The sequence below is a fragment of the Limnohabitans sp. DM1 genome, from assembly GCF_001269385.1.
Lineage (GTDB): Bacteria > Pseudomonadota > Gammaproteobacteria > Burkholderiales > Burkholderiaceae_C > Limnohabitans_A.
Genome location: NZ_CXOO01000027.1, coordinates 171,096 through 197,738, shown reverse-complemented (window position 1 = coordinate 197,738; position 26,643 = coordinate 171,096). Strand labels below are relative to the sequence as shown.

The following is a 26,643-nucleotide window of genomic DNA, read 5'->3' as shown; positions in this document are numbered from 1 at the left end:
TGGTCTGGATGATGTTTTCGCACGGGCAGCCATGGTCTTCCAGGTAGGACGCCAGTTCCTTGATGGTTTTAGCATCGCGCCCTTCGGTTACAAACAACACGCGCCTGGCAACGGCATCAGCGGCCAGCGTGACGTAGCTGTGTCCCCTGGCACGCGAAGTCTCATCAATCGCCAGTGCCGTGACATCCGAGTGATCTGCCAAGCCACAGGCCATCTCAACATACTTTTCGCACACGGCCAGAACCTTGTGCGGCGACTCCCCGACAAGACGCGAGACGGCGGCAAATGGCATCTGGCCAGACAGCATCAGAATGAAGGCTTCAAACAGCAAGGTGAAGCCATTAAGTCGCACGGCAAAATCAGGCTCGACCAACCGCACCGAACCGTTGGGAAGTTTCACGCGAGGCGTGCGAACTTGCAGATGGCACTCGTGTTGAAAGAAGTTCAGGTGCCGATACGTCTTGGCCACCGTGTCGTGCACACCATGCAGCCCATCGTGACCCGAGACTGCAAAGCGACTGCCGACTTTGAAGTCAATCAATATCGTCAAGGTCTTGGCACCTTCGTCGAACTCAACCGAGGCAACGCACCACGGGTCAGTGATGCCCAGGGCAGATTCAAACAGCTTGGCAGTCATCAATTCACGCTCAAAAGTTGATCAATATGGCAGAAGCTTACCCACTCAAATTTCAAGAGAACCCAAAATTCCTTGACCCGCATTGATTGACCAATTAAGTGTATCTTTGTATCCACAACAGCCTGCTTCTACACCAAGTACACAGGCAACAAGGGCGTACTCAGCACAACACCTGTCAAAAGGATCACCACACCTGCTCCAGCGGAGTCAAGTTGCTTTAGGTGATAAGCCGCCGCACCAGGCTGGTGTACAAAGCACCCTTCCTCAGGAGCGCCCCATGACCCATCACCCCGCTTTGCCCCACGCCCACCCTGCTGACGTGGGCCTGTGCCCCGAGCGCACGCAGCGCCTGATGGACGTGCTGCGCCGCGAAGTGGCCAGCGGCCGACTGCCCGGTGCGGTGGCCATGGTGGCGCGGCGCGGCCAAATCGCCTTGTTTGAAGCTGTAGGCCAGCAAGACCCGGCCACGGGCGCGCCCATGCAGACCGACAGCATTTTCCGCATCTATTCGATGACCAAGCCGGTCGTGTCGGTGGCGGTGATGATGCTGGTCGAGCGCGGCCAATTGCTCTTGAGTGACCCTGTCAGCCATTGGTTGCCTGAGTTTGCGAACCAGCAAGTGGCCACGGCCAATGGGCTGGAGCCAGTGCACAACCCCGCCACCGTGCAAGACCTGCTGCGCCACACGGCCGGGTTGACCTATGAATTTCTGGGCACATCGTCCGTGCAGCAGCAATACGGCCAAGCCAAAATCGCCTCGCGCGAACGCACCAACGCCGAGTTTTCGCAAACACTGGCGGCCATGCCGCTGCAGTTCCAACCCGGCAGCGTGTGGGCTTACAGCCGCGCCACCGATGTGCTGGGCAGGTTGGTCGAGGTGGTCAGCGGCCAAGGCTTGGGGGCATTCCTGCAAGCCGAAATCTTTGGCCCACTGGGCATGGTGGACACCGGCTTTGCCGTGCCACCCGAGCAGCATCACCGCATTGCCGAGCCTTTTGCGCACGACCCTGACGGTGGCGTGCCGATGAAGGTGCTCGAACCCCGTCAAGTGCCCGCCATGGAAGGCGGCGGCGGTGGCCTCATGTCCACGGCGATGGACTACACCCGCTTTTTGCAATGCCTGCGCAACCGGGGCGAATTGGATGGTGTGCGCCTGCTGGGGCCACACACGGTGGACTACATGACTGCAGACCATCTGGGCGACATCCCGGCCGACGGCACCTTGCTGCCACCCGGCCACGGCTTTGGTCTCGGGTTTGCGGTACGCACCCATTTGGGCCTGTCGCCCGTGCCCGGCTCGGTGGGTCTGTATTACTGGGGCGGCATTGCGGGCACGACGTTTTTTGTGGACCCAGCGCTCGACATGGTTGCTCTGCTGATGGTACAGGCGCCCAACCAGCGGGATTACTACCGGCCGTTGTTCCGCGATTTGGTGTACGCAGCACTGCTGTGAACATCACCGGGATCAACCGGCCTTGTGCTCAGTGTTCTGCGCTGCCCAGACTGGACAGGCCGTTGTGGTCTTGGCTGAGCATCCAAGCGATGGAGCCTTTGTCCTGGATGTGCAGCTTGGCATAGACCTGGCGAAGATGGTGCCGAACCGTCGCGGGTGCCATGCCCAAATCCCGCGCCACTTCTTTGTAGCTGCTCCCACGCGCAAAGGCCATTGCCACCGTGCGTTCGCGGGGCGTCAGTGTGCTGCTGGCAGTGGCAGGTCGGACCCGCAGCACCCAAAACGATCCATGCGATTCACTGGTGATGCTGACCCTTTGTCCTTGGTGACGTGGTTTTGGCGATTGACCATTCGCCCGACCCAACTTGACAGGAACGACCCCGCCCGGCCACTCAGGCCATTCCAGCAACATCAACTCAGCAAAAAACGGATCGGCGCAAACGATCACCCCATCAGATCCCACCAGCGCTACGCCCACTTGACGCTGGTTGTCACCTGCGCCGACACGCTCGATTTCGGCCATGTGGTTCAGGCTCAGTGCCGCAGCCAGGTTCGGTAAGGCCGCTTGCAGCAGTGTGCGCTGTGTTTCGCTGAAAGCCGGTTTAAGCGCATGGCGATACAGCGAGACATGCAAATAGGTCTGCAAAACCGGGTCACAGGTGGCGCAGCACAGCACTTGGGCAATGCCATAACAGGCCAGAAAAGCACGAAATTGATCGGAAAGACCCGGGTCGGCAATGGAAAGCGCCGCCACCGAGCCCAACTCTCCTGTGACCGAAGACACCAAGGGATCATGGTCGCGAATGCGATCCCATGCGTTCAGGTAGGTGTTGTCGAGTGCGTGCAGCGTGCTGTGGTGCATCACTGGCCCAGCGGGTGTCAGGGTAGAACGCCCTATCCAGGCTGCGTCAAAGGGAATACAACTGCTCAGTTGATTCAAAACGGTCTGCTCGAACGCCTCTACCCCGGAATGCTGCGCGCTTCGGTACAGCCCATGCAGCAGTTGGCCCAACTCCTGGAGTGGGCCGCTGCCTTGTGGGTGGTGCTGCGCTTGATCGTTCGGGCTGGCGTATGTTGGAAGAATGCGGGACATGGTGTGACTTGGTTCAAATGGACGATGCCACGGCGCTTTCAGTTCGGCCAGACAGGACTTTCCCAGCGTAGCACTTGCACACGCCTCGTGGATGCCATCGCACCCCGTTCAACTGAACGATGGGCGTGGCAAGCGGCTCTTCCTAAAGTGCGTCTGTGTTCAATTTCACACAACAGGAGACCCTCAATGTCCGCAACTAGCGCTTTCTTTCATGATGAAAAATGTCTTTGGCACTGCACCCCTGGTGGCTTTGCCCTGATTGCCCATGTGGGTGGCTGGGTGCAGCCGCCAGCCAGCATGGGCCTGGCCGAATCGCCCGAATCCAAACGGCGCGTGGTTTCACTTATCCAGGTCTCTGGCTTGGCCGAGCACTTGGACATCCGCTCGGCCCCCATGGCGACAGAGGCGGACCTGTTGCGGGTTCACCCCTCATCGTATCTGGAGAAATTCAAAGCCATGTCCGACGCAGGCGGTGGCGAGCTGGGGCCCTACGCGCCTTTTGGCCAAGGCAGCTATGAAATCGCCAAGCAATCGGCCGGTTTGGCCATGGCCGCCGTCGACACCGTGATGGCGGGGCGTTATCGCAATGCCTACGCCTTGTCGCGCCCGCCGGGCCACCACTGCCTGGCTGATCAGCCGATGGGGTTTTGCCTGCTGGCCAACATCCCGATTGCGATCGAGGCCGCCCGGGCCAAATATGGTTTGAAGCGGGTGGCTGTGCTCGATTGGGATGTACACCATGGCAATGGCACCCAATCCATTTTTTATGAACGCGACGATGTGCTGACCATTTCTTTGCACCAAGAAGCTTGTTTCCCACCCGGTTACAGCGGCAGCGAGGACCGGGGCGCAGGCAAAGGCTTGGGCTTCAACATCAATGTGCCCCTGGTGCCCGGCGGCGGTCATGACGCGTACATGTACGCCATGGAGCGCATCGTGGAGCCAGCGCTGCGACGCTTTGCCCCGGAGTTGATCGTGGTGGCCAGTGGATTTGATGCCAATATGGTCGACCCCTTGGCCCGCATGTTGCTGCACAGCGAGTCTTTCCGCGAATTGACGCATCGCACCATGGCTTTGGCCGATGAATTGTGTGACGGACGAGTGGTGGTGGTGCATGAGGGCGGTTATGCCGAGTCAGCGGTGCCCTTTTGCGCTCACGCAACGGTCGAGACCCTGTGCGACGTGCGCACGGCGGTAGAGGACCCTTATCTGGAGCTGGGTCTGGCCATGCAGGTGAATGCCCGTCAGGCTGCGTTCCAGCGCAGCTTGCTCGACGAAATGGCTCTCAGCATGGGTTATTGAAGGCAGACCTGCTGCCGCCCATAACGCCCCCCAAAGATAAGACGTGCCTTTGGGGCCTCAGCGTATTTCATGCGTTGAGGCTTCATGGGCACCACCCATGTTTCTGAAAATCAATGATGGCTAAAGAATGTCCTGAGATGCCCTCGGACCATGGCGATCATTTCTTCCATCATGATCCGCTCGACCCGTCCGCCAATCTCAACAGACACCCGTGTCATGTGTGCGCCGGTTTCAATGCAGGTCAAAAACACATTCAGCGCCTGATCCGCTTTTAAATCCGGCACCAACTCACTGACTTTTTGCACCCAGGCATGGGCAAGGCGCATGTTGTCTTTTCGGTCGATGGCCCTGAGCTCGGCCCAGCCTTGCGAATCCATCCAGATGGCTCGGTACGTTGCATTGGATTTGACGTAATCGTGGTAGTCATACACAACGTCCTCCAGGTACAAAAGAAATGCCTCCACACTGTCTACAGGGGTGAGCAGTTGTGTGTTTTGCTCATAAAAATAATCCAGATACCTTTCCAAAAGGGCCTGGATGATTTTTTCGCGATTGCTGAAGTACTGGTAAACGCTGGCGTTGGCCATGCCCGAAGCCGCCGCGATGTCGGAAATTTTCAGGTTTGCCGCCCCCACTTCCAGAATGCAGGCCTCCGCAACGGCCAGAATTTTCTCCATCCGCTCCTTGGAACGGTCCTGTGAAGGCTTGCGCCTTGACGAACTGTCACCTTTTGGCAGCGAAGAGCCGACCTCCTTGAAGGGCAAATCCGAAACCAACTTCTCGGCAACTCTTTTGCTGTTCACCATAAACCACTCACCCTTTTGAATCGAACGTGTCTTTGTGCGCCGTGGATCGTACGGGGACCTGGTGTAGCGGGTATTCAACTGACGCTGAAATCCTCATTTTTTTCATGAAATCCAAGCACTTATTCGCGTTCTGGTGGTGTTCAGCAGGTGTCGTGCGGGCATGAAAAAGAAGTCTGATCCAAGCCCAAAGTGACACTTCCTAGGCCTCTAAATCCCTAAATAAAATAAGGGAAAACGATTAGACGTGACAACTTGTCACATTCAACCAAAGTCACTAAGATAAACGTGACAGTTTGTCGCATTCAGTGGTTAAACACACATGCTGCACCGCAGAAAAACCCGATGGTGCCCCACCGCAGGCGTCTGCAGCGAAGGGCCTCCGATGGATGACAGACAACAGGAAAAGCCTGCCACTGAGGGCCCAAAAGCCGGATATCAACAACAAAAGGAGATCAAAGATGACACCCCAGAACTTCAAAAAATGGCGCACGCTCGCCCTGACCCTCGGACTGAGCATCACCACGGGCGCCTTGCTGGCCGCCGTGGGTGAACAAGAGGCCGCCAAGTTGGGCAAAGAACTCACGCCCGTGGGTGCAGAAAAGGCGGGCAACAAAGATGGCTCCATTCCCGAATGGAGCGGTGGATTGCCCAAGGGCAAACACAAAGCAGGCGATGCCCGCAACGACCCTTTCGCCGCCGACAAACCGCTCTACAGCATTGATGCGAGCAACGTCGACAAATACAAGGACAAGCTGTCTGCGGGGCAGATCGAGTTGCTCAAAACCCGCAAGGGTTACCGCATGGATGTTTACCCCACCCGACGCAGCTGCGGCTATCCGGAATCGGTCTATGGCCAAACCAGAGCCAATGCAACGCAGGCCAAGCTCACGGCCGATGGTCAGGACAACCTGGTCCAGGCAGTCGGCGGCGGCTTCCCCTTCCCCATCCCCAACAACGGGGCCGAAGCTGTTTGGAATCACCGTTTGCGCTGGCAAGGTGAGGGCCGCATTGAACATTACCAAACCAACTTCATCAATCCCGATGGGAGTTTTTACAGCCTGGCTCAGGACCAATGGGTGACGATGCCTTTTGCATCGAGCAAGGTCAAGTCGCCCGATGATGTTCAGGGGGTCATGCAAAAACTGCTCAACGTAGCCACCAGTCCGGCAGCCCGAGCAGGGGAGGTCATCCTGGGTCACTTCTTCCTGTCAAAGCCCAACGATGCGTGGATGTATTTCCCCGGCCAAAGACGGGTGCGTCGTTTGCCGAACCTGGCCTACGACAACCCGATTCCCGGCTACGAAAACCTCGAGACCGTTGACCAATACCCCATGTTCTCGGGCCAACTGGACCGGTATGACTGGAAGTTGGTGGGCAAAAAGGAAATGTTTGTGCCCTACAACAACTTCAAATTTGTGGCCAAACGCCCCATCAAGGACATCTACGAAGGGCAATACCCCAAGCGCGACTTGATGCGCTACGAACTCCACCGGGTCTGGAAAGTGGAGGCCACCGTCAAAGCCGGCAAACGGCATGTCTTCGCGAAACGTGAGTTTTACCTGGACGAAGACACCTGGATGCTGCTCAACGCCGATCAGTACGACGCGCAAGGCAAATTGTGGCGCGTGATGGAAGCCTCGATCTACCCTGCTGTTGAACTGGGCGCCTGTGTCAGCCAGGAATTCATGTCCTGGGATCTGAACGTGAACCGTTACATCGCTGAAAACGCCACACAAGCGTCAAAAGACACGGACTGGCTGGCAGGTGCCGAAGGCCGCATTGACGCCAAACGATTTGAATCAGAAGAGCTGCGCCGTTTTGGCGATCGCTGAAAAAAACCACACCAAGATCTGGAGACAAGCAATGCACAGCAAAAACAAATTCGCGCCCACCAAACTGGCATGGGTGTGCGCCGTGTTGACTGCCAGCATGAGCCCCATGGCCCATGCTGTCAAATTTGAAATGGACAACGGCATCACGGGCAGCTTTGATTCCACCCTCAGCTTTGGCATGCAAAAACGGCTGAAATCGCCCAACACCCGGATGATCGGCAACGACAGTGGCGGCACTGGCGCCACGTCAGGTGCACTGGGCTCTTTGGTCAATGGCGATGCAAGCACTGCCAATCCCGACATCAATTTCACCAACTCCGATGATGGCAATCTGAACTACAGGAAAGGGTCCGTGGTGTCGTCGGTGGTCAAAGGCACGCATGAGCTTTCCTTGAGGGAACAGGGCAATTGGTCCATGCTGGGACGGTTCACTTGGTCAAGCGACTTGTCAGCTCGAAAAACCATCCGCACCCCGTTGGACGACGAAGCAGCGAACGTCCTCAAAAAGGACATCACCTTGCTGGACTTCTGGGTGGCCAAAGAACTGGACCTGGGTGGCAACTCCGCCAAGCTCAAGCTGGGCAATCAGGTCATCAGTTGGGGCGAGGACATTTTCATCCTGGGCGGCATCAACTCGGTCAACGCCTTGGACTTGCGCAAATTCCATATCCCCGGCACGCAACTGAAAGAGATCTTCATACCGGCTCCAATGGCCTCACTGAGCACCAGTCTTGGCAAAGGCTTCTCTACAGAAGCCTACTACCAGTTTGCCTGGAACGGCATGAAGCTCGACCCCGCTGGCACCTTCTGGTCAACCGCTGACTTTGTCGGAGCGGGCGGCAAACGTGGTGGCTACTTCCCCAGCAGCCCACCTTATGGGGCCATTGGCGGTTTGGGTGATTTTGACCCCACACGGGGACGCGATATGGCCAGTGTTGCGGCAGGGCATGTGCCGATTGAGACGCAAAAGCCACAAAAGGGTGGACAGTACGGCATCAGTCTGCGGTACAAACCTGCTGCAAGCGACTCCGAGTTTGCCGGCTACTACATGCGCTATCACGACAAGTTACCGTTCATCGGTTACAAATCAAACGGACTGGGAACACCCAATGCCATCGGGCTCTCGGGTCTCGAACAATACGGTGAAAATCTCGATTTATTCGGTGTTTCCATGAACACCAAAATGGGTGACTGGGCCTTCGGCGCAGAGTTCTCCTACCGCCCCAAAGACAGTGTGGCGATTGACCCGACAGTGCCTTTCAGTGGCAAACACAGTCTGTACGAAAAATCCAATGGATTCACCTCGGCGGCCGTTTCCAATGGTTACGTGAGCGAGAAAAAATACCAGCTTCAAGCCACCGCATTTCGCTTCCTTCCCACTGAACTGACCAGGACATTGGGTGCCGCTGAAGGCTATGTGATGGCTGAGGTGGCTTATACCCTTTACCCACATCTGGATCTTTCCGGGGCTGTGCCTTACTACATCACCGATTACTCCTTGCCGACCAAACGCTCCTGGGGATATGTGGCTGAAATCGGCCTGAGCTACGCCAACTTCATGAATTCAGGTTGGACCATGAACCCGGTCCTTGATTTTTTTCATGATGTAAGAGGCACAAGTCCCAATGCCATTCCCTTTGTGGAGGGTCGAAAAGCCCTTGCATTGGCACTGAACTTCGACTACCAAAACAAGGTCAAAGCCAGCATTGGCTACACCACGTTTTTTGGTGGTGGCACCCAAAACCTGATGAGTGACCGCGATGTCATGAGCCTCACGATGTCCTATTCATTCTGAACTGGATGAGCCCGATTTTTCCGGCCTAAGGGTCGGAAAAATTTATTCCCCCTTACTTGAAATGTGAACCGACCTTCGGCTCGGTGGAATGCGAACGTGACAACACAAACAAGCTTGATGCAAAGACTGGAAGATTTCTTCTTCCACTTCAGAAAAGCCATCCTGGCTGCTCTGACCGTTTTCACGGTGTTGATGGGCGTGCTGGCTTCACAGCTGCACATGACAGCCGGTTTTGACAAGCAGCTGCCGCTGGGTCACGAATACACCGACACCTTCTTTCAATACCGCGATCAGCTGTTCGGTTCAAACCGCATCATGGTCGTGGTGCGGTCAACCCAAAAAGACATCTGGGACGCAGCTTCGCTCAAAAAACTGCACGAAGCCACACAGGCCCTGGTGAATTTGCCTGGCATCGACAAGCGCTCGGTTCAATCTCTTTGGACACCCAACACCCGGGTCTATGAATTGACAGAAGAAGGGTTTGAAGCCGAAGACGTCATTGACGGCAATGTGACACCCGACCGGCTGGACGCGGCACAAATTGACCGGATCAAAGAAAGGGTTGTCCGTGGGGGATATGTGGGCAACCTGGTCGCCAACGACGGCACAGCCGCCATGATTGTGGCGGACCTGCTGGAAGAAGATCCACAAACGAAGCAAAAGCTCGACTATCTGAAACTGGCGCATCAGATCGAACAAGAAGTTCGCGTGCCACTGCAAACGCCTGAACATGCCATCCACATCGTTGGGTTTGCCAAACAAATTGGGGACATCGCCGACGGTGCCAAAGGGGTCCTGGTCTTCTTTGCATTGGCCATTGTGCTGACAGCCCTGTCTGTTTACTGGTACTGCCGATCCGTTTCACTGACCTTGCTGGCCCTGGGCTGCTCAATGGTCTCCGTGGTCTGGCAGTTTGGCACCCTGAGTCTGCTGGGCTTCGGGCTCGACCCCCTGGCCATTTTGGTGCCCTTCTTGGTCTTTGCCATCGGTGTGTCCCACGGCATCCAGCAAATCAATGCCATTGCCAAAGCCTTGGCGTCCGGTGCCCCTTCGATGGACGCTGCCAAAGCCAGTTTCACCAGCCTGTTCATCCCCGGCAGCTTGGCGCTCGTGACCGCTTTTGTGGGCTTCATCACCTTGATCATCATCCCCATCCCAATGATCCGGGAGTTGTCGATTGCCGCGTCGATTGGGGTCGGCTACAAGATCGTGACCAACCTCATCATGCTGCCTTTGGTGGCCTCCTACATCCAGTTTCCGAGCACCTACGCGCAACAACAGGAAGCCTTGCAAAATCAGCGCAGCCGTCTCATTGAAAAACTCGGCTGGATGGCCGAACTGCGCAACGTGCGCTATGTGATGGTTTTGACCGCTGTGCTCTTTGGCGTGGCCGTTTGGCAGAGTCAGGGCAGACACATCGGTGCCTTGCAAGCGGGCGCCCCGGAATTGCGCAGCGACTCCCCATACAACCAGGACATCGATGCGATTGTTCAACGCTTTGACCTGGGCATGGAGGTGTTGACGGTGGTTTTTGAAACACCAGCCGATTCCTGCAACCAATACGAGGTCGTGAACTACATCGACCAATTCACGCAGCACATCTCGCAAGTGCCCGGCGTGCTGACGGTCTCATCCATCTCGAGCCTGGCGAAGTTTGCCAATGCCGGTCTGAACGAGGGGCACCCCAAAATGACCGCCCTGCCCAGGGACAGCCAGGCCTTGCAAATCGCAGTGGGTTACTTGCCGGAAGCCGGGGGCTTGTTCAACCGGGCATGCACCATGATGGCGGCCAACATCTACCTGAGAGACCACAAAGCCACCACCATCCAACCCGTGATTGAAGCGGTCAAACGTTTTCGCACGGATTTCGATGGCCAAGCTCAAGGCGTCAAGCTTCGACTGGCCTCGGGCAATGTGGGCTTGATTGCGGCCATCAATGAAGAGGTCGAGCAGCGTGAAATCGCCATGATGATGTACGTCTATGCCGCCATCGTGGCGCTGGTGCTCCTGGCCTACAGGGACTGGCGTGCCATGCTGGCCTGCTGCCTGCCGCTGACCTTGGCCACATTCCTGGGTTACTGGTTCATGAAGTCGCTTGACATTGGCCTGACCGTGGCCACCCTGCCCGTGATGGTGTTGGCAACGGGCATTGGCGTTGACTACGCCTTCTACATCTACAACCGCTTGCTGGCCCATTTGGTGGCTGGTGCCCACATGAAGTCTGCGATTCAGGGGGCGCTGCGCGAAGTGGGCGTTGCGACCATTTTCACCGCCATCACCTTGTCCGTGGGCGTTGCCACATGGTCGTTCTCTGACCTCAAGTTCCAGGCAGACATGGGCATCTTGTTGACCTTCATGTTCATGATCAACATGATCATGGCCATCACTGTACTGCCCGCTTTTGCCGTCGCACTCGATGCCCTTTTCCCACGCACGAAGCCGATCAAAGCAACGGCCCTGGCCCATTGAAAGCCCACCCATGAAGCTTCCATTCGCAATGCTGGGCTTGTGTCTGGCCATCGCCGCATCCGCTCACAGCGCACAAGGCCAGAACACACCCGCCAAAGAAGACGCACAACGCCGATGGGCCCACGCCCCCACAAAGGTGGATCCGATGCGCGGGGTATTTTTTGCCACCACCCAGGCTGGCCAACGCATCGTGGCCGTGGGCGATCATGGGCTGGTGGTTTTGTCAGAAGATGGCAAAACATTCAAGCAAGCTCAAAAAGTACCCACCCGGTCAGCCTTGACCTCGGTGCATTTCCACGATGCCAAGCAGGGATGGATCGCCGGACACGATGGCACCATCCTGGGCACACGCGACGGCGGCGAGCATTGGGAAGTCTTGCGACAAGAGCGCGGCAAAGACGAGGTTTTGCTGTCCATCTGGTTTGCAGACGCACAACACGGCTTTGCTGTGGGGCAATTCGGTCTTGCACTCGAAACCCACGATGGCGGTAAAACCTGGGAAAGACGAACCCTTTCAACACAAACGCATGTGGCCGAAAAACATTTGATCCATCTGTTTCCCGGACGCCAAGGCTTGCTGTTCATCGCTGCAGAGTCGGGCACCATCTTCCGATCCGCCGATTCAGGCAAAACCTGGCAAGCCATTCAAACCGCGAACAAAGGCTCTTTCTGGACCGGCAAGGCCTTGAGCGATGGCAGTCTTCTGGCAGCGGGCATGCGCGGTCATGTCTACCGCAGCCAGGATCAAGGCCTGAGCTGGACGGCCACTGTCAGCGGCACACAGCAATCCCTGACCGCCATCCATGAGCGCCAGGACGCGAGCGTGCTGATCACCGGCACAGGTGGCGTGCTGCTGCAGCGCACAGGGACCGATCCCGCCTTCAAGCGCCATACCCGGGCTGACAACGCCAGCCTGACCGGCGTAGTCAGCCACGCCTCTGGCGACGTCTTTGTCTCGACTGCAGGCATTTTGCGAAACGATTGAACAACCCAGCCACACCTTCCAACACACCGAACAACGCCCATGACCGAAGCCACACCCGCATCCGATTCACAAACCCCGTCCATTGAGCGCATCCAAGCTGTTTTTCAGGCACAAAAATCGGCCTTTGACAAAGCCCCTTACCCCAGCGCATCCCAACGACGCCAACAACTCAAGGCGATCAAAAAACAAATCAGCCGCTACCAGGATGTGCTCGCACACGCGATGCATCAGGATTTTGGTTGCCGCTCGCATGCCGAATCCAAGATGCTGGATTTGCTGGGCTCCACGTTGGAGGCCAATCACGCCATCTCGCATGTCAAGCGCTGGATGCAACCCAGTCGCCGCGGCACAGAGCTGCTTTTTCTGACCAACAAACTGGAAGTGCGCTACCAACCCAAAGGGGTGGTTGGCGTCATCGTGCCGTGGAATTTCCCGGTTTACCTTGCCCTAGGGCCCTTGATTGCAGCCATCGCTGCGGGCAACAGGGTGATGGTCAAAATGCCGGAAATCACACCCCACACCAACGCGGCCCTGAAAAAAATGCTCGCCGACATCTTCTCGGAAGACGAGGTCTTTTTGATTGGGGAAGAGTTGAGCACACCCGGCGATTTCACCGCCTTGCCCTTTAACCACCTGATCTTCACAGGCTCACCCGCAGTCGGGAAAATCGTGATGCGCCAGGCCGCCGACAACCTCACGCCCGTGACCCTGGAGCTGGGCGGCAAATCGCCTGCCGTGGTGAGCCGTCACTACCCCATCGCCGATGCCGCCAAACGCATTACCCATGGCAAAGCCACCAATGCCGGGCAGATCTGTGTTTCGCCCGATTACGCCCTGGTGCCGCGAGAGAGCATGGGGGCATTTGTTGAAGCCGTGCAGGCCAGCTATGCCCAACTGTTCAAAGGCTCCGTCCGGGACAACCACGACTACACCTGGATCATCAACGATCGACATGTCGCCCGCATCCAGGAACTGCTGGCCGATGCCGTGAGCAAAGGTGCGACCGTTGTCGCTTGCACTGCATATGACGCGGCCCAGGACGGCCGCAACATGCCCCTGCATGTGGTGACCCATTGCACGCCCGACATGCGCATCATGCAAGAAGAAATCTTCGGCCCTGTTTTGCCTGTGGTGTCCTATGACACGACCCCAGAGGTGATCGCCTATATCAACGCCAGGGCACGCCCCTTGGCCTTGTATTGCTTCAGTCACAACCAGGCTGAACGTCATCAGTTGCTGGAGCAAACCCATTCCGGCGGCGTCACCATCAACGACTGGGGATGGCATGTGGTCAACCATGACGCCCCTTTTGGCGGTGTCGGCAACTCCGGCATGGGGACCTACCACGGCGAAGAGGGTTTTTGTGAACTCTCACACGCCAAAACGGTTTTCAAGCGGCACCGATTTTTCCCCATCGGTCTGTTTTATCCCCCTTACGGCAATGTTGTTCAGCGCCTGGCCCTTCGACTGTTTTTGGGCTCGGCCGATCCCAAGCTGTGACCGGTCGTGCTGATTGTTCCACCTTTAAACCGCTCTTTACGCCATGAAACATTCACCCCTCTTTACGAAGCGGCGCTTCTTGAAATTTTCGCTGTTGGGCGTTGCGGGCGCGGCCACCCTGGTGGCAGGTGCCGGCGCTTACATCACGCAGACCAATCGCTACCGACAACGCTACGGCCAGTTGCTGGTGGTGGATGGCCATCTGGCAGACATTGCCCACACACTGGCCGAAGCTTGCGTGCCAAACCGGCCTGGTTTTCCAGACATCGAGCAAGCCGAAGTCGTCAAACGCCTCGATGAAGAATTGTTTTTTGTCAGCGACAACATCAGCAGCGATCTGAAAGCAGCTTTTTACCTGCTGGAGATGTTTCCGCTGGCCTATGGCCACCTGTCACGCTTTTCAAGGTTGACGGTGCAAGAGCGCAAACAGGTGCTCACGGCAGCATCCGACACCCAGGACGACACGCTGCGCGCAGTCATTGCCAACCTGTCGGCCATGATGCGTTGGTACTACTACGGCCACCCCTCCACCTGGAAAGCCATTGGCTATGACGGCCCATTTATGAATCTTCCCGAAAAGCACAGCGAACAGCGGATTCACTATGCCAAATTGGTGAGTTCAGCATCCACCCAGCCTAGCGAAAAAACATCATGACCAACAAAATTTTTGAACACACCGATTACGGTCAACTGTCTGAAATCACGGCCGATGTTTGCATCATCGGCTCTGGCTGCGGGGGTGCCACCGTGGCCCATCGACTGGCGCAAGCGGGTATCGATGTCGTGATTCTTGAAAAAGGTGGGTATTACCCGGCCAGCACATTTGACAACCGCGAGTTGAACCAGGCCGCCAAAGTCGATGCCGAACGCGCTTTGTCGACCGACACCAACGCCTCTACGATGCTGACCTATGGCGAACTCGTGGGCGGCACATCCGTTCACTACTGGGCTGACAGCTACCGCACCCCTGCTGATCGGCTCGCCTTGTGGGAGTCCCAATACGGCATCACTGGACACAGCGCCGAAAAATTGGCGCCCATCTTTGCCGATATCGAAAAAATCCACCACATTCAGGAAGCCGAGCCTTTTCGTTACAACAAAATGAACCTCTTGTTCAAGGAGGCCGTCAACGCTTTGGGCTGGGAAGGGCACGCGATGCTGCAAGCCCGAAGTGGTTGCTCGGGCTCTGGGCATTGCATGCAAGGTTGCGCCATCAATGCCAAGCAAAGCCAGCTGGTCACACACATTCCCGCGTCACTGGCTTTGGGGGCACGAATCTATGCCGATTTGAAGGCCGACGATTTTGTCTTTGAGGGCCATCGCGTGACACAACTTCAGGCCAGCGTCATCGACCGGGCACGCAACCGCCCCAGTGGCAAAAAGATCACCGTCAAGGCCAAGCACTTTGTGGTCGCCGCAGGCGGTTTCAACACACCTGCATTCTTGCTCAATCAAGCCCGTCTGCGCGACGCTTTGCCGGCACTGGGCAAGCATTTCGGCTTCAACCCGTGCACCTATGCGCACGGCCTCTACGATGAGCCCATCATCATGTGGCGCAATATTCCTGCCGCTTATGGCGTGGACGGTTTTCGCCTGCCCCGCTTTGACGAGAAGGGGCAATACATGGAAGGCGGGTACTTGCTGGTTCCGGATCAGATCCAACCCGGTTTGATGGCCTATACCATTCCCGGATTCGACGACGGGGCGGCCGAGTGGATGGAAAAACTGACCCATGTCGGCGGTGCCATTGGCTGGCTCGACGATCACCCGGATGAATTGGGCGAAATGAAGGTGGACGGCAATGGTGTTCGTCAAATTCATTACCCCTACGGACCCACAACCCAAAAGATGTTGCGTGACTTGATGAAAAAAGCAGCCATCGTGAACTTCAAGGCGGGCGCTCGCAAAGTCATGCTGGGTGATCTGAAGCGAACCACCCTGAACTCTGTGGACGAGATTGACCGCATCGACGCCATCGAGATCAAGCCCGGCAGCTTGACCCTGGTCGCGCCGCATCCGTTTGGGGGGTGTCGAATGGGCACTGACCCGAAAACTTCGGTGACCGATTCCAGCCACAGGGTGCATGGCATCGACAACCTGTTCGTCGCAGACCCTTCCGTTTTCCCGACAGGTCCATCGGTCGACCCCAGCGTGACGATCATGGCGTTCAGCTACATCGCCGCCGAACACATTGCCAACGCCATGGGTAAAAAGACCGCGCCGCTTCAAAACACTTAAGCCCGCCAAGTTCTTGCACCTGAACGCCTAAGCCAGGTGCGAAAGCCATTAACATCAAGCCACAACAGCCTGCCCCATGCGCCGCGCTGTTGTGAAAACCATTTGCAAAATCTGGAGTCTCCCCCATGCCCCAACCCGGCCTCATGATGAACTGCCCCATGCTCATTTCGGGCATTCTTGAACACGGCGCTGCCCAGTTTGGCGAGCAGGAAGTCGTCTCGCGCGAGACGCACGGCCCATTGCACCGCAGCACCTATGCCGATGTCGCCCGGCGCTCGCGCCAGCTGGCCAACGCCCTGGCGCAAATGGGCCTCAAAGCGGGCAGCGCGGTCGGCTCGATCGCCTGGAACAACCACCGCCACTTGGAGGCCTATTACGCGGTCTCGGGCAGCGGCATGGTGATGCACACCTGCAATCCGCGACTGCACCCCCAGCAGCTGATTTATGTGATCAACCATGCCGAAGACGAAGTGGTGTTGTTTGACGCCACCTTTGCACCGCTGGTCAAAGGCATTGCCGCGCATTGCCACAAAGTGCGCGCCTGGGTGTGCCTGGCCGACGCGGCCAACACGCCCGCGATTGAGGGCGTGAGCGTGCTGAACTACGAAGACCTGATCGCAGCGCACCCCACCACCTTTGCTTGGCCCGAGCTGGATGAAAACACGGGCGCAGCGCTTTGCTACACCTCGGGCACCACCGGCAACCCCAAGGGCGTGCTGTACTCGCACCGCGCCATCGTCATGAACGCCACGGCCGGCTGCATGCCCGATGTGCTGGGCCTGTCCTCGCAAGAGACCATCTTGCCCGTGGTGCCCATGTTCCACATCAACGCCTGGTGCATCCCCTACGCCGCACTGGTGGCAGGCACCAAACTGGTCTTGCCCGGCCCCAAACTCGACGGCCCCAGCTTGTACGAGCTGATGGACAGCGAGCAGGTCACCATCAGCGCGGGCGTGCCCACCATCTGGATGGGCTTGATCCAGCACGTTGAGCAAAACAACTTGCGCTTTGCCCACATGAAGCGCACCTGCGTGGGCGGCTCGGCCATGCCCATGGCACTGATCGCCAAATTTGTGGACAACTACGGCGTGGAAGTGCGCCACGGCTGGGGCATGACCGAAACCACCGCCGTGGCCACCATGAGTTTGTTGACCCGCACCGACCGCCAAAAACCAGCGGCCGAGCAACACGCCATCGTGGCCAAACAAGGCCGCGCGGTCTCGGGCATCGAGATCAAAATCGTGGATGAAAACGGCGTCACCTTGCCCCGCGACGGCACATCCCAAGGCGAGCTGATGGTGCGCGGCCAGTGGATTGTGGAGCGTTACTACAAGGCCGACAAAACCGCTTTGATCAACGGCTGGTTCCCCACGGGCGACATCGCCACCATCGACGCGCAAGGCACCATGCAAATCCGCGACCGCACCAAAGACGTGATCAAGACCGGGGGCGAATGGATCAGCTCCATCGACCTGGAAAACGCCGCCATCGGTCACCCGGCTGTGGCCATGGCCGCCGTCATTGGCGTCAAGCACCCCAAGTGGGACGAGCGCCCGCTGCTGTTCATCGTGCGCAAGCCGGGCCAAACGGTTGAGAAGCAGGAGATCCTGGACTTTTTAGCCACCAAGGTCGCCAAGTGGTGGGTGCCCGACGATGTGGTGTTCCTCGAATCCCTGCCCGTGGGCGGCACCGGCAAGGTGCAAAAGAACGACCTGCGCAAGGACTACGGCGGCGTGTTCAGCTGATCACGTTCAGTTCATCACACCCTGGCGCTGGGCCGCTCGTTCATGCGGTCACGCCAGGCTTGGAGGGCACTCATGCCCTCGTCGCCGGGCACGAACTTCATCAGGCCGCGTGCAAACTCCAGCGCGCAAAACGCGGTGATGTCGGCGATGGTGAAGCGCTCGCCCGCGATCCAGGGCTGGGTTTGCAGGCGCTGGTCAAAACCCCGCGCCACGTCCCGCACCTTCTCGGCCTGTGAGCGGCCGAACTCGGGGAACTGGGGTTTCTCCAAAGCCGCCAAGCCCGGGTGGCTGTGGCGGATCGCATTCGCTATGCCGCCGAGCAGATACAACTCCACCTGCCGGTCGGCCATCTCAATGAAACCGCGCTCGTCGCCCTCGCCCATCAGGTTGGGTTCGGGGTAGCGGCCTTCCAGCAAAGTGCAGATCGCCCGCGTCTCGGTGATCACGCGGCCGTCATCCAGCTCCAGTGCAGGCACTTTGGCCAGCGGGCTTTTGGCCAGGTATTCGGGCGTGCGGTGCTCGCCGCTGTTCAGGTCCATGTTGACCATCTCGATGCCAGTGATGTTTTTCTCGACCAAAAACATCAACACCCGGCGGGGGCTGGGGGCGCGGTGGGCGGTGTAGAGCTTCATGGCTTGTCCTTCTGCTTGTGTCCCATCTCGACCATCTTGCGAACCAGCTCTTCGAGCGCGATGGAGATTTTTTGCCCGTTGGGCGTGGCGTCGGTATAAAGGTCGATCATGGGGATAGGCTATCAGTGGCATATCAGTCCAGCTGCCGCACAGATGACAGCCTCATATTCATTGATCCAGCACGCTGAAGTTTGAAATGTGTGCGCAATGCATCTCTTATTGATCCGGTCCTGTGAAGTTTGCAGGGTGACTTCAACCTTGCACCTTGTGGGCGCTAGCCCTGCTGGCGATCAGACGCTTGTGGACCACAGGCTTTTCGCTTGGCTGGCAAGCTCCCACAAACTCCTCCCAACGGGCAACACACGACTCAGACTTCATCGGGCCGAATCTATAGGTCGGTGGCTTAAGCCCCGACATTGCTGACTTCGGCGCAGGCTGCATGTCGGCTCTGTTGCCGCCGACCTACAACATCTTTGATCATTGAAAACTTCACAGGGCCGAATCAATAGAGGGCATGTTCCAAGCCCATCGCCCCAAGGCTTGGGCTCCTACCAGGCGGTCATCTGCTTGTTTTGCGCTCAATCCCCAGAGATGCGCAACCATTTGCCGATCAACTCCAGGATCTGTCGCCGCATGAAGGGCTTGGTCAGGTAGTCGTCCATGCCAGCGGCCAGGCAGTTGGCCTTGTCATCGGCCAGGGCATTGGCTGTGAGGGCCAAAATGGGTTTGCGCACAGTACCCAGCGCCACCTCGCGGGCACGGATGGTTTTGGCCGCCGTGATGCCGTCCATCTCGGGCATCTGCACATCCATCAAGATGATGTCATAGGGCATAGTGGCGCTCATCTGCACGGCTTCCAGGCCGTTGTGGGCTTGCAAAACGCTGCAGCCGGCCGTCTTGAGCATGGTGACCAGAATTTCACGGTTGACGTCATTGTCTTCAGCAATCAGCACGCTGCAGTCCAGTGATTGCGGCAGCGCAGAAGGCCGGTTGCCGGGCTCTTGCGGCATGTCTTTGAGCCGGGGGCCGCAGACCTCGAACCAAAAGCGAGAGCCTTGCCCAGGCTGGCTTTCAAAGCCCACCTGACCACCCATCAACTCGGCCAGCTGGCGAGAGATGACCAAACCCAAGCCACTGCCCCCGTAGCGGCGGGCCATGGAAATATCGGCTTGGGAAAACGCACTGAACAACCGCTGCGACTCGGTTTCGCTGATGCCGATGCCGGTGTCCTGCACGGTGCAGCGCACGCGGGTGGTGCCATCGGCTTGGGCGCTGCTGCTCAGGCTCACGGTCACCTGGCCTTGTGCGGTGAACTTGACCGCGTTGGACACCAGATTGCTGGCAATCTGGGTGAAGCGGTGCGGGTCACCCAGAAGCATCAAGGGCACGCCATCCGCCGGGGGCTCAAAGACCAGCTTCAGACCTTTGTCCTGGGCATGGGGCTCGAACAAGGCACACACCTGCTTGGCTGCGTGCTCGGGGCTGTAGGGTACTTTCTCCAGGTGCAGCATGCCCGCTTCGATTTTCGAAAAATCCAGGATGTCGTTGATCAGGTAAAGCAGCGTCGACGAGGAAGTACTGATCATGCTGATGAGTTTTTTCTGCTGTTCGGTCGGCTCGGTGGAGCCCAAGAGTTCCGAGACACCGATCAAACCATTGAGCGGTGTGCGGATTTCGTGGCTCATATTGGCCAAGAACTGGCTCTTGGCCCGGTTGGCTGCATCGGCGTGCTCTTTGGCCAAGAGCAACTCGGCCGTGCGTGCCTGAACCTCGGACTCCAATTGCTGACTGTATTGGCCCAGCGCTTTGTCTTTTTGCTCAATCTGATCGAGCATGGAATTGAAGCCTGCCACCAACTCGCCAATTTCGTCCTGGCTTTGTCTTTGGGCACGTTGGCTGTAGTCGTGCACCGAGGTGATGCGGCGTATGACCTCCGCCAAATCCAGAATGGGGTGGATGACCAGCGCGATCAAATGCCCCAAAAAATGGCGCACCACCGCATAAGCCAGCAGCATCGCCCCAACGGCCACCAACAAAGTGATGACGATGTTCCACCAAAAATCATTGAGTCGGGTCTGCACCACCACCACACCAATGTGCTCCCCATCCTGAACGATGGGCAAGCGGATCGCATAGCGGCTGAGGGTCAGTCTGGAGTTGTCGCCCGGCGGGATCAGCGTTGCCTCGGCCACGACCACACCATTGGCACGCACTGGATAGTGCGCAAAGGCCTGCTCCCCCGTGGACCAGGTGAAGATGTCCACCGTCTCCACATTCTTGATGTGCCGGAAAATTTCCAGCTGTTTTTGTGCACCGGCCTGGTCCTCAAAGCGCACGGCAGCAGCGTTGCTTTCAGCGGCCAGTTCGGCCAGGCTTTTGGCCGCCGCCTGGGTGGCCTGCAAGGTTTGGGAGGCCTGCCACAGCGTAGTCACCACAAAAAACAAAATGAGCACGCACCAGATGCCCAAGCCAAGAATGTACCGAAGCTTCTCCTGCATGGGGGCATGCAAAAGCCTTTCACGACGCCAAGGAGCAAGGGACAGCAAGGTACAAACTTTCTATCGAATCACGACACGGGCCAACTTGAGCATTTGGCTGCTGGCCTTGATACTTGATTTTTGCAGGTTCAACAAGTTCACATCGAACTCCACCCGATCATCATTGAAGATCAGGGACAAATGTGCCCCCTGGTCCATGGCTTGCCGGGCATCGCTGACCAGCAAAACCGGTGCACTGCCCAGCTGACGCACCACGGCAGGCAACAAGCGGGCATCGCCCTCGCCGACAAAGGCCATGGTGCAGTCCTTGAGCTGGTCCAGCGTCACGTCTTTGCGCACCAGAATTTCACGGCCCTGGGCCATGCGGTGGTTCAAACTGTGCATGGAGCCATTGAGGTCATCCTTGCCCAGCAAGCAGACCCGGATGGATTTGTCATCGCTGCCGGGCAACTCGACAAATTTGGCGAAGTTGTAAACATAAGCGGCCTTGATGCGGTCGACCGTCTGGCCTGCTGCGGCCGATTGCGCCTGCGCCGCCCAGACCAAACACATTGCCAGCAAAGCGATCAATGCGCGCACGCCCTGCACCAACTGAGCACGAGCCCCAGCCTGTTGGGCCAAGAAGGAAAGTGACTGAAAGGTCATGATCATGTCCTTTCAGAAACGAAGCACCGCTTGCGCCAACATGCTGCGTTGCACGTCGTAAGCACGGGTCACGGGGAAAATGTTGATGAATTCGGTGTGCCGATCCTTCAGCAAATTACGCCCCTGCAGCGACAACTCGATGTTGCGTTTGGGCATCCAGGCCAGGCGCATGTCAAGCCCGGTGTAAGGTGCCAGACGTGTGAGTTCGAAGCTGTTGAGGGTGTAGTGCGCAGTCTCCGAGTTGTAACGCAAGCGCACATTCAGGTTCAGGTTGCTCGCGAGGCTGAAATTATTGTTGAGTGACAACTGGTGCCGTGGCGCACTGTTTTCAAACGCCGCCACCTGGATGTCACCCAACTGGTCGCCGGTGTACACACCTTTGACCCGCAAGTGGCTGTAGGCGGCCTGCAGCTTCCACCAAGCTCGTGGATGCCACTCTACAGAGAACTCGCCGCCGTAGGAACGGGCTTTCTCGAGGTTGGAGTTGTAGCCTGCCAGAGTGAAATAGCACGCGCCCGGAAATTGCAAGTGAGCTTGAGACTGAAGACATCCACCAGCATTCATGATGTCTGCTTCGGTGAAAGGCTTGCTGAGCAAGCGAGCACCGCGCAAATGGCTGTAGTCGGTCACAAACAGCGCGGTGTCCACGCTCAGGAAATTCGAGAACTGCTTGCGCCAGCCGGCTTCAAGGCTGACTGCGTTTTCAGCTTGCAACTTGGCGTTGGCCATGGGCGACACTTGCGTGACAGCGGTCAGAGCGCCAGCGGGAATCCTGGGGTCAACAGCGTGCGCATCCTGCGCACTGATGTCCAAAGTTGCCAGACTCTCGGTGCGCCGTGACGAGCGCACCGAACGCGACAGCGCTCCCCAATAGGCTTCGTTTTGCCCGGGCGTGTACAGCGCACGCACATTGGGCTGGATGTTGAAGCCCGTCAGGCCGTCTTTTTCAAACTTGGAGCCCACAATCAGCTTGAAGCGTTCGGGCAGCAGGCTGATTTCGTCGTGCACAAAGGCGCTGTAATTGAGGCGCTTGCTTTTGCCATCGAGCAACAAATACGGGGCCGCAGGCAAGAGCAGATTGTCTGAGGTGTGGCGCAGGTTCAGCCCCCAGATGAAGTCATGCGCGCCCAGAACGCGCCGCTGCTGAAAGTCCACGTCCACGTCTGTTTTCGTGCCCCCCATTTCCTTGTAGCTGGGGGCCTGCGCCACAAACTGATTGGGCGCAGTGCCAGAGCCCCAAACCCCGGCGTGGATCGATTTGTCATAGTCAATCGAGGTTTGCAGCACATTATCTGCACCTTGCGCTCCGCGCCAGGCATAGCGCGCTTGCACCGCGCCGCCATGGCCTTCTTCAGACAAGAGGCTATCGCGCGCATAGGGTGTGGATGCATCGCTGAAAGCACGCACCGTAGGCGTTCCCCAAAAATCTTTGGAACGGGCGTGGTAGAAATCGGCCTTCAAGCTCAGTTGACCGCCCGCCACCTGAGGTTCAAGCCGGACACCCAGGCGTTGCTGTTGCACCGCATCTTGCCCCGCCAAACCGGTGTTGCGTTCAATGGAGCCGCCCATGGTGCTGGTTTTGCCATACACCTTGTAATGCCCGCCTTGCGCCAATGGGGCGCCGTGCGTCATGGACACAGAGGCCAAGTCACCCGTGCCCACGCTGGTGCTGACCATGTTGCCCTGGCTGGCAGCTGCCGAGCGGGTCACGATGTTGATCACCCCGTTCATGGCGTTGGTGCCCCACAGGGCGGCACCCGGTCCCCGGATGACTTCGATGCGCTCGATGTCTTCCATGACGGTGTCCTGGGTTTCCCACAGCACGCCCGAAAACAGTGGCGAATACACGCTGCGTCCATCAATCTGGACCAGCAGCTTGCTGGAAAACCGTTCATTGAAACCGCGCGAACTGACCGCCCAGCGGTTGCGCGCAATTTGCGCCACATTCAGACCCGGCACCAAACGCAAGGCCTCGGGAATCGACTGCGCCCCCGAACGGCGGATCTCTTCGGCAGAAATCACATAGGCCGCCGCCGCCATGTCGGCCACGCGCTGCTCTTTGCGGGACATGGACATGAGCCGGTAATCGACCAACTCTTCCAATGACATCTCCAAAAACTCGTTGCTACCCGCTGCCGCAGCGCACGAAGCATGAATGGCACCCGCCAAAAGTGACCAACGCCACAGGCTGTGTTGTCTTGTCATTTTGCGCATCGAAAAAAGCTCCCTTTTGAACCTGTTGTTGACCCCAGATCAACTATTAGATTTTACATTTATTACCCCTTAATGCCACAAACAAATTCATCATTTAATTAATTTGATAAATTCAAATAATGGAAATGACACTCTTGCATCTTGTGACTTTTAACGATTTAAACCACACGATCGTTACCCCATCATCGCGCTACACTGAGCCGGATGGAACTTTGGCTCAATCAATTTCTGCACTGGCTGGCCCTTCCCCAGCACGGCCTGAGCACCGTGTTTGTGGTGGCCTTCATCTCGGCGACCTTGTTGCCTTTGGGCTCTGAGCCCGCCGTCTTTGGCCTGATCAAACTCAACCCCGACATGTTTTGGCCAGCCATTTTGGTAGCCACCGTGGGCAACACCCTCGGCGGCGTGATCAGTTGGTGGCTGGGGTGGGGGTCGCGCCGTGTGGTCAACCGCTGGGGCCATTCGTCCAGCCACACACGGGCTTTGATCTGGCTCGAAAAACTTGGCCCCAAAGCCTGCCTGCTGTCCTGGCTGCCCATCGTGGACGACCCGCTGTGCGCCGTGGCCGGCTGGCTGCGCATGCCGCTTTGGCCCTGCACGCTGTACATGGCCCTTGGCAAATTTCTGCGCTATCTGTTCATGACCAGCTTGCTGCTGTGGGTGTTTTGAACCCACAGAATCCCAGCCATTCAAGGCTGAAACTCCCGCAACACCACCGACAAAGCCTGGCGCACATAACGCCCCAGCAAGGACTCCGCTTGCGCTGACACGCTCAGGTGCCCGCGCTGCACCGGCAGGTGGGCAGGCAAGCGGGCCGCATCGGCCTCATCCAGCGCCAGCACCACGCGATACACCGCCTGCTCGGGAAACCACTTGCCGCCTTGTTCACGGGCCAGCACATGGCCGCCCATGGGCGCGGTCAACTGGCCATCGGGCAGCTGACGGGTGGCGTCGGCGTCCATCAGGGTGATGGTCAGCGCAACCGGCTGGCTGAGACCTGGGGCCCAAAAGTGCGCCTTGTTGCCCAGCTTCAAGCGCTTGACCTGCTCTTCATCCAGCCAGGTTTCGACTTTCCAGGGCTCATCGGCGGTCAACACGCCGATTTGCTCATGACGCGCCAGCCATTGGCCCACCGCCAAGTCCGGTTGCGTCCAGCGGAACACGCCTGCAAAAGGGGCCACCGGGGCAAACGGCGCCATCTGGTCTTGCAGCCTGCGCGCATCGGCTTGTGACATCTGAAACTGCTCACGCGCCAGCTTCAGGGGCTGACTGGAGGCATAAGCCAAACTGGTCGTGGCCGCCTGCCAGCTCAGGCGGGCACTTTTGGCCTGCGCCACATCGGTTTGTGCCAGCAATTCCGGCTCGCTCATGCGGGCCAGCAGCTGGCCTTTGGCCACCCGGGCGCCATCGGCCAGGGGCAAGGCCTGCAGCTGCGCAGGGCCGGGCGCATAAACAGGCCACGACTGCCCGGGCCGCAGCATGGCATGCGCGGTGATCAATGTGGGCAGGGGCAGCGCCATGAGCGCGCCCAGGGCCAGCAGCAAAGCGCCGCTCCACAGGCTGCGCCGACGCTGGCGAATGACCGCCGAACGCTGCATCCAGGCCACGATTTCAGAGCGGATCGGATTCACGATGAACCAGTAAATCTCGATGACAAACAGCAGCACCCCGAGCAGCTTGGTGAACAGGTGGTACACCATCAAGGCGATGCCCAGAAACAGCACCAGCCGGTAAACCCACACCGCCAATGCAAAGACCACCATGCCCCACTGCCCCAGTGGCGTCATGCGCTCGGGCGGCGCTTCGCCCAATTGGAACAACCATTCACGCAACTGCCAGCGCGCCAGCGCAAAACTGCGCGCGTGCAAATTAGGCAAGTTCAACAAATCCATGGCGATGAAATAGCCATCAAAGCGCATGAAGGGGCTGGCATTGATGGCCAGCGTGGCCACCCAACTGAGCGTGGCCACAAAAAACGCGCTGGAGCGCAAGCCCCCGTCCGGCAACAAGGCCCAGGCCAAGGTGGCCCAGCAGGCGATCACCAGCTCGGTGACGATGCCCGCCGCCGCAATCTGCACACGGGCGCGCCGTCCGGGCAAACGCCAGGCCTCGTTGGTATCGGTGTAGGCCATGGGCCACATCACCAAAAACGCTACCCCCATGCGCGGCACACGGCAGCCTTGGCGCTTGGCGGCAAAAGCGTGCCCCAATTCATGCAGCACCTTGACCACCGACAAGGCCACCCCATAAGACAGCAAGCCTTGCCAGGTGAAGGTGTCCACCAAAGTGGCCGTGAACAAGCTCCACTGCTGCATCACCTGGTACACGCCCACCAAAAGCACCAAGCCGGTCAGGGCCATGAAGCGACGCGAGAAAAACACCTCCGCCACGCCCATCCAGCGGCTCAGCCAGGCATCGGGTTTGACCAGCGGCATGCGGAAAAACAGATAGTGGTGAACCAGCCAGGTCCAGACGCTTTGGCGGGTGCGGGCCACTTTTTGGGCCATCTCGGCGGCGGCTTTGGCATCAGTGGGCAGCAGCAGCTCATGCTGCGACAAGAAGGTCATCACCTCTTCGATGTGCTTGGCCTCGATTTGCAAAGGCGTGTCCCGCGCCACCGCATGCACGATGGCTTCGGTGTGCCCCAGACCCCAGCGCGACAAGACCTCCCAGGTCAGCCAATCAATCTGAAAGTATTGCTGACGCACCGGGTCATGCAGCACCCAGCTGGGCTGCCCCTCGGAACTGGTGGGGCCGGCAAACACATCCAGCTCTTCGCGCAACAAGGGCCAGGCCATG

General features: G+C 58.2%; 19 protein-coding genes. 11 read left to right on the top strand and 8 right to left on the bottom strand.

All coding sequences use genetic code 11. The features are described from left to right. Positions 1-637: helix-turn-helix domain-containing protein (locus tag AMM33_RS11750; RefSeq protein WP_194945413.1), on the bottom strand; the 637-nt coding region annotated here is incomplete at its 3' end. 277 nt (positions 638-914) lie between these two features. On the opposite strand from AMM33_RS11750, the gene AMM33_RS11745 reads away from it, so the two are divergent. Further along, on the top strand, positions 915-2,090 hold the full coding sequence (locus AMM33_RS11745) for a serine hydrolase domain-containing protein (RefSeq protein WP_090141510.1): 1,176 nt from the start codon (positions 915-917) through the stop codon (positions 2,088-2,090). A gap of 28 nt (positions 2,091-2,118) precedes the next feature. Here the strand turns inward: AMM33_RS11745 and AMM33_RS11740 are convergent, their stop codons facing one another. Then, positions 2,119-3,183, bottom strand: a complete 1,065-nt coding sequence (locus AMM33_RS11740) for a response regulator transcription factor (RefSeq protein ID WP_090141509.1) — start codon at positions 3,181-3,183, stop codon at positions 2,119-2,121. Positions 3,184-3,369: 186 nt separating this feature from the next. On the opposite strand from AMM33_RS11740, the gene AMM33_RS11735 reads away from it, so the two are divergent. Next, positions 3,370-4,485, top strand: coding sequence for a class II histone deacetylase (locus AMM33_RS11735; protein ID WP_090141508.1), 1,116 nt, complete (start codon positions 3,370-3,372; stop codon positions 4,483-4,485). 110 nt (positions 4,486-4,595) lie between these two features. On the opposite strand, the gene AMM33_RS11730 is transcribed toward AMM33_RS11735, so the two are convergent. After that, a complete protein-coding gene (locus AMM33_RS11730) occupies positions 4,596-5,291 on the bottom strand; it encodes a TetR/AcrR family transcriptional regulator (RefSeq protein WP_090141507.1) in 696 nt (231 codons plus the stop codon). 458 nt (positions 5,292-5,749) lie between these two features. Between AMM33_RS11730 and AMM33_RS11725 the strand changes: the two genes are divergently transcribed. From AMM33_RS11725 to AMM33_RS11690, 8 genes are all read left to right on the top strand, one after another. Further along, the gene (locus AMM33_RS11725; protein ID WP_090141506.1) at positions 5,750-7,123 is read left to right on the top strand and encodes a DUF1329 domain-containing protein; all 1,374 of its coding nucleotides are present in this window, start codon (positions 5,750-5,752) and stop codon (positions 7,121-7,123) included. A gap of 31 nt (positions 7,124-7,154) precedes the next feature. Next, complete coding sequence (locus AMM33_RS11720; protein WP_090141529.1) at positions 7,155-8,918, top strand: DUF1302 domain-containing protein; 1,764 nt, start codon at positions 7,155-7,157, stop codon at positions 8,916-8,918. A gap of 117 nt (positions 8,919-9,035) precedes the next feature. Next, a complete protein-coding gene (locus AMM33_RS11715) occupies positions 9,036-11,387 on the top strand; it encodes an efflux RND transporter permease subunit (RefSeq protein ID WP_090141505.1) in 2,352 nt (783 codons plus the stop codon). 10 nt (positions 11,388-11,397) lie between these two features. After that, the gene (locus AMM33_RS11710; RefSeq protein WP_194945412.1) at positions 11,398-12,372 is read left to right on the top strand and encodes a WD40/YVTN/BNR-like repeat-containing protein; all 975 of its coding nucleotides are present in this window, start codon (positions 11,398-11,400) and stop codon (positions 12,370-12,372) included. Between the two features lie 39 nt (positions 12,373-12,411). Continuing rightward, positions 12,412-13,872 (top strand): coniferyl aldehyde dehydrogenase, encoded by a 1,461-nt coding sequence (locus AMM33_RS11705; protein ID WP_090141503.1) that lies wholly within the window; start codon positions 12,412-12,414, stop codon positions 13,870-13,872. Between the two features lie 79 nt (positions 13,873-13,951). Then, positions 13,952-14,527 (top strand): hypothetical protein, encoded by a 576-nt coding sequence (locus AMM33_RS11700; protein WP_228768090.1) that lies wholly within the window; start codon positions 13,952-13,954, stop codon positions 14,525-14,527. Continuing rightward, a complete protein-coding gene (locus AMM33_RS11695; RefSeq protein ID WP_090141501.1) occupies positions 14,524-16,110 on the top strand; it encodes an FAD-dependent oxidoreductase in 1,587 nt (528 codons plus the stop codon). The genes AMM33_RS11700 and AMM33_RS11695 overlap by 4 nt, the downstream gene beginning before the upstream one ends. A 125-nt stretch (positions 16,111-16,235) precedes the next feature. Further along, positions 16,236-17,855 (top strand): long-chain-fatty-acid--CoA ligase, encoded by a 1,620-nt coding sequence (locus tag AMM33_RS11690; RefSeq protein WP_090141500.1) that lies wholly within the window; start codon positions 16,236-16,238, stop codon positions 17,853-17,855. Positions 17,856-17,869: 14 nt separating this feature from the next. Here the strand turns inward: AMM33_RS11690 and AMM33_RS11685 are convergent, their stop codons facing one another. From AMM33_RS11685 to AMM33_RS11670, 4 genes are all read right to left on the bottom strand, one after another. Continuing rightward, on the bottom strand, positions 17,870-18,487 hold the full coding sequence (locus AMM33_RS11685) for a glutathione S-transferase family protein (protein WP_090141499.1): 618 nt from the start codon (positions 18,485-18,487) through the stop codon (positions 17,870-17,872). 578 nt (positions 18,488-19,065) lie between these two features. Continuing rightward, complete coding sequence (locus tag AMM33_RS11680) at positions 19,066-20,985, bottom strand: ATP-binding protein (RefSeq protein ID WP_090141498.1); 1,920 nt, start codon at positions 20,983-20,985, stop codon at positions 19,066-19,068. A gap of 60 nt (positions 20,986-21,045) precedes the next feature. Next, positions 21,046-21,630 carry a YfiR family protein gene (locus AMM33_RS11675; RefSeq protein WP_194945411.1) on the bottom strand — a complete coding sequence of 195 codons (585 nt, stop codon included), beginning with the start codon at positions 21,628-21,630 and terminating at the stop codon, positions 21,046-21,048. Between the two features lie 12 nt (positions 21,631-21,642). After that, on the bottom strand, positions 21,643-23,844 hold the full coding sequence (locus tag AMM33_RS11670) for a TonB-dependent receptor plug domain-containing protein (protein ID WP_090141496.1): 2,202 nt from the start codon (positions 23,842-23,844) through the stop codon (positions 21,643-21,645). A gap of 204 nt (positions 23,845-24,048) precedes the next feature. Between AMM33_RS11670 and AMM33_RS11665 the strand changes: the two genes are divergently transcribed. Further along, the gene (locus AMM33_RS11665; protein WP_090141495.1) at positions 24,049-24,513 is read left to right on the top strand and encodes a YqaA family protein; all 465 of its coding nucleotides are present in this window, start codon (positions 24,049-24,051) and stop codon (positions 24,511-24,513) included. A 20-nt stretch (positions 24,514-24,533) separates the two neighbouring features. Here the strand turns inward: AMM33_RS11665 and AMM33_RS11660 are convergent, their stop codons facing one another. Then, complete coding sequence (locus tag AMM33_RS11660; protein WP_090141494.1) at positions 24,534-26,642, bottom strand: site-2 protease family protein; 2,109 nt, start codon at positions 26,640-26,642, stop codon at positions 24,534-24,536. Position 26,643: the final 1 nt, after the last annotated feature.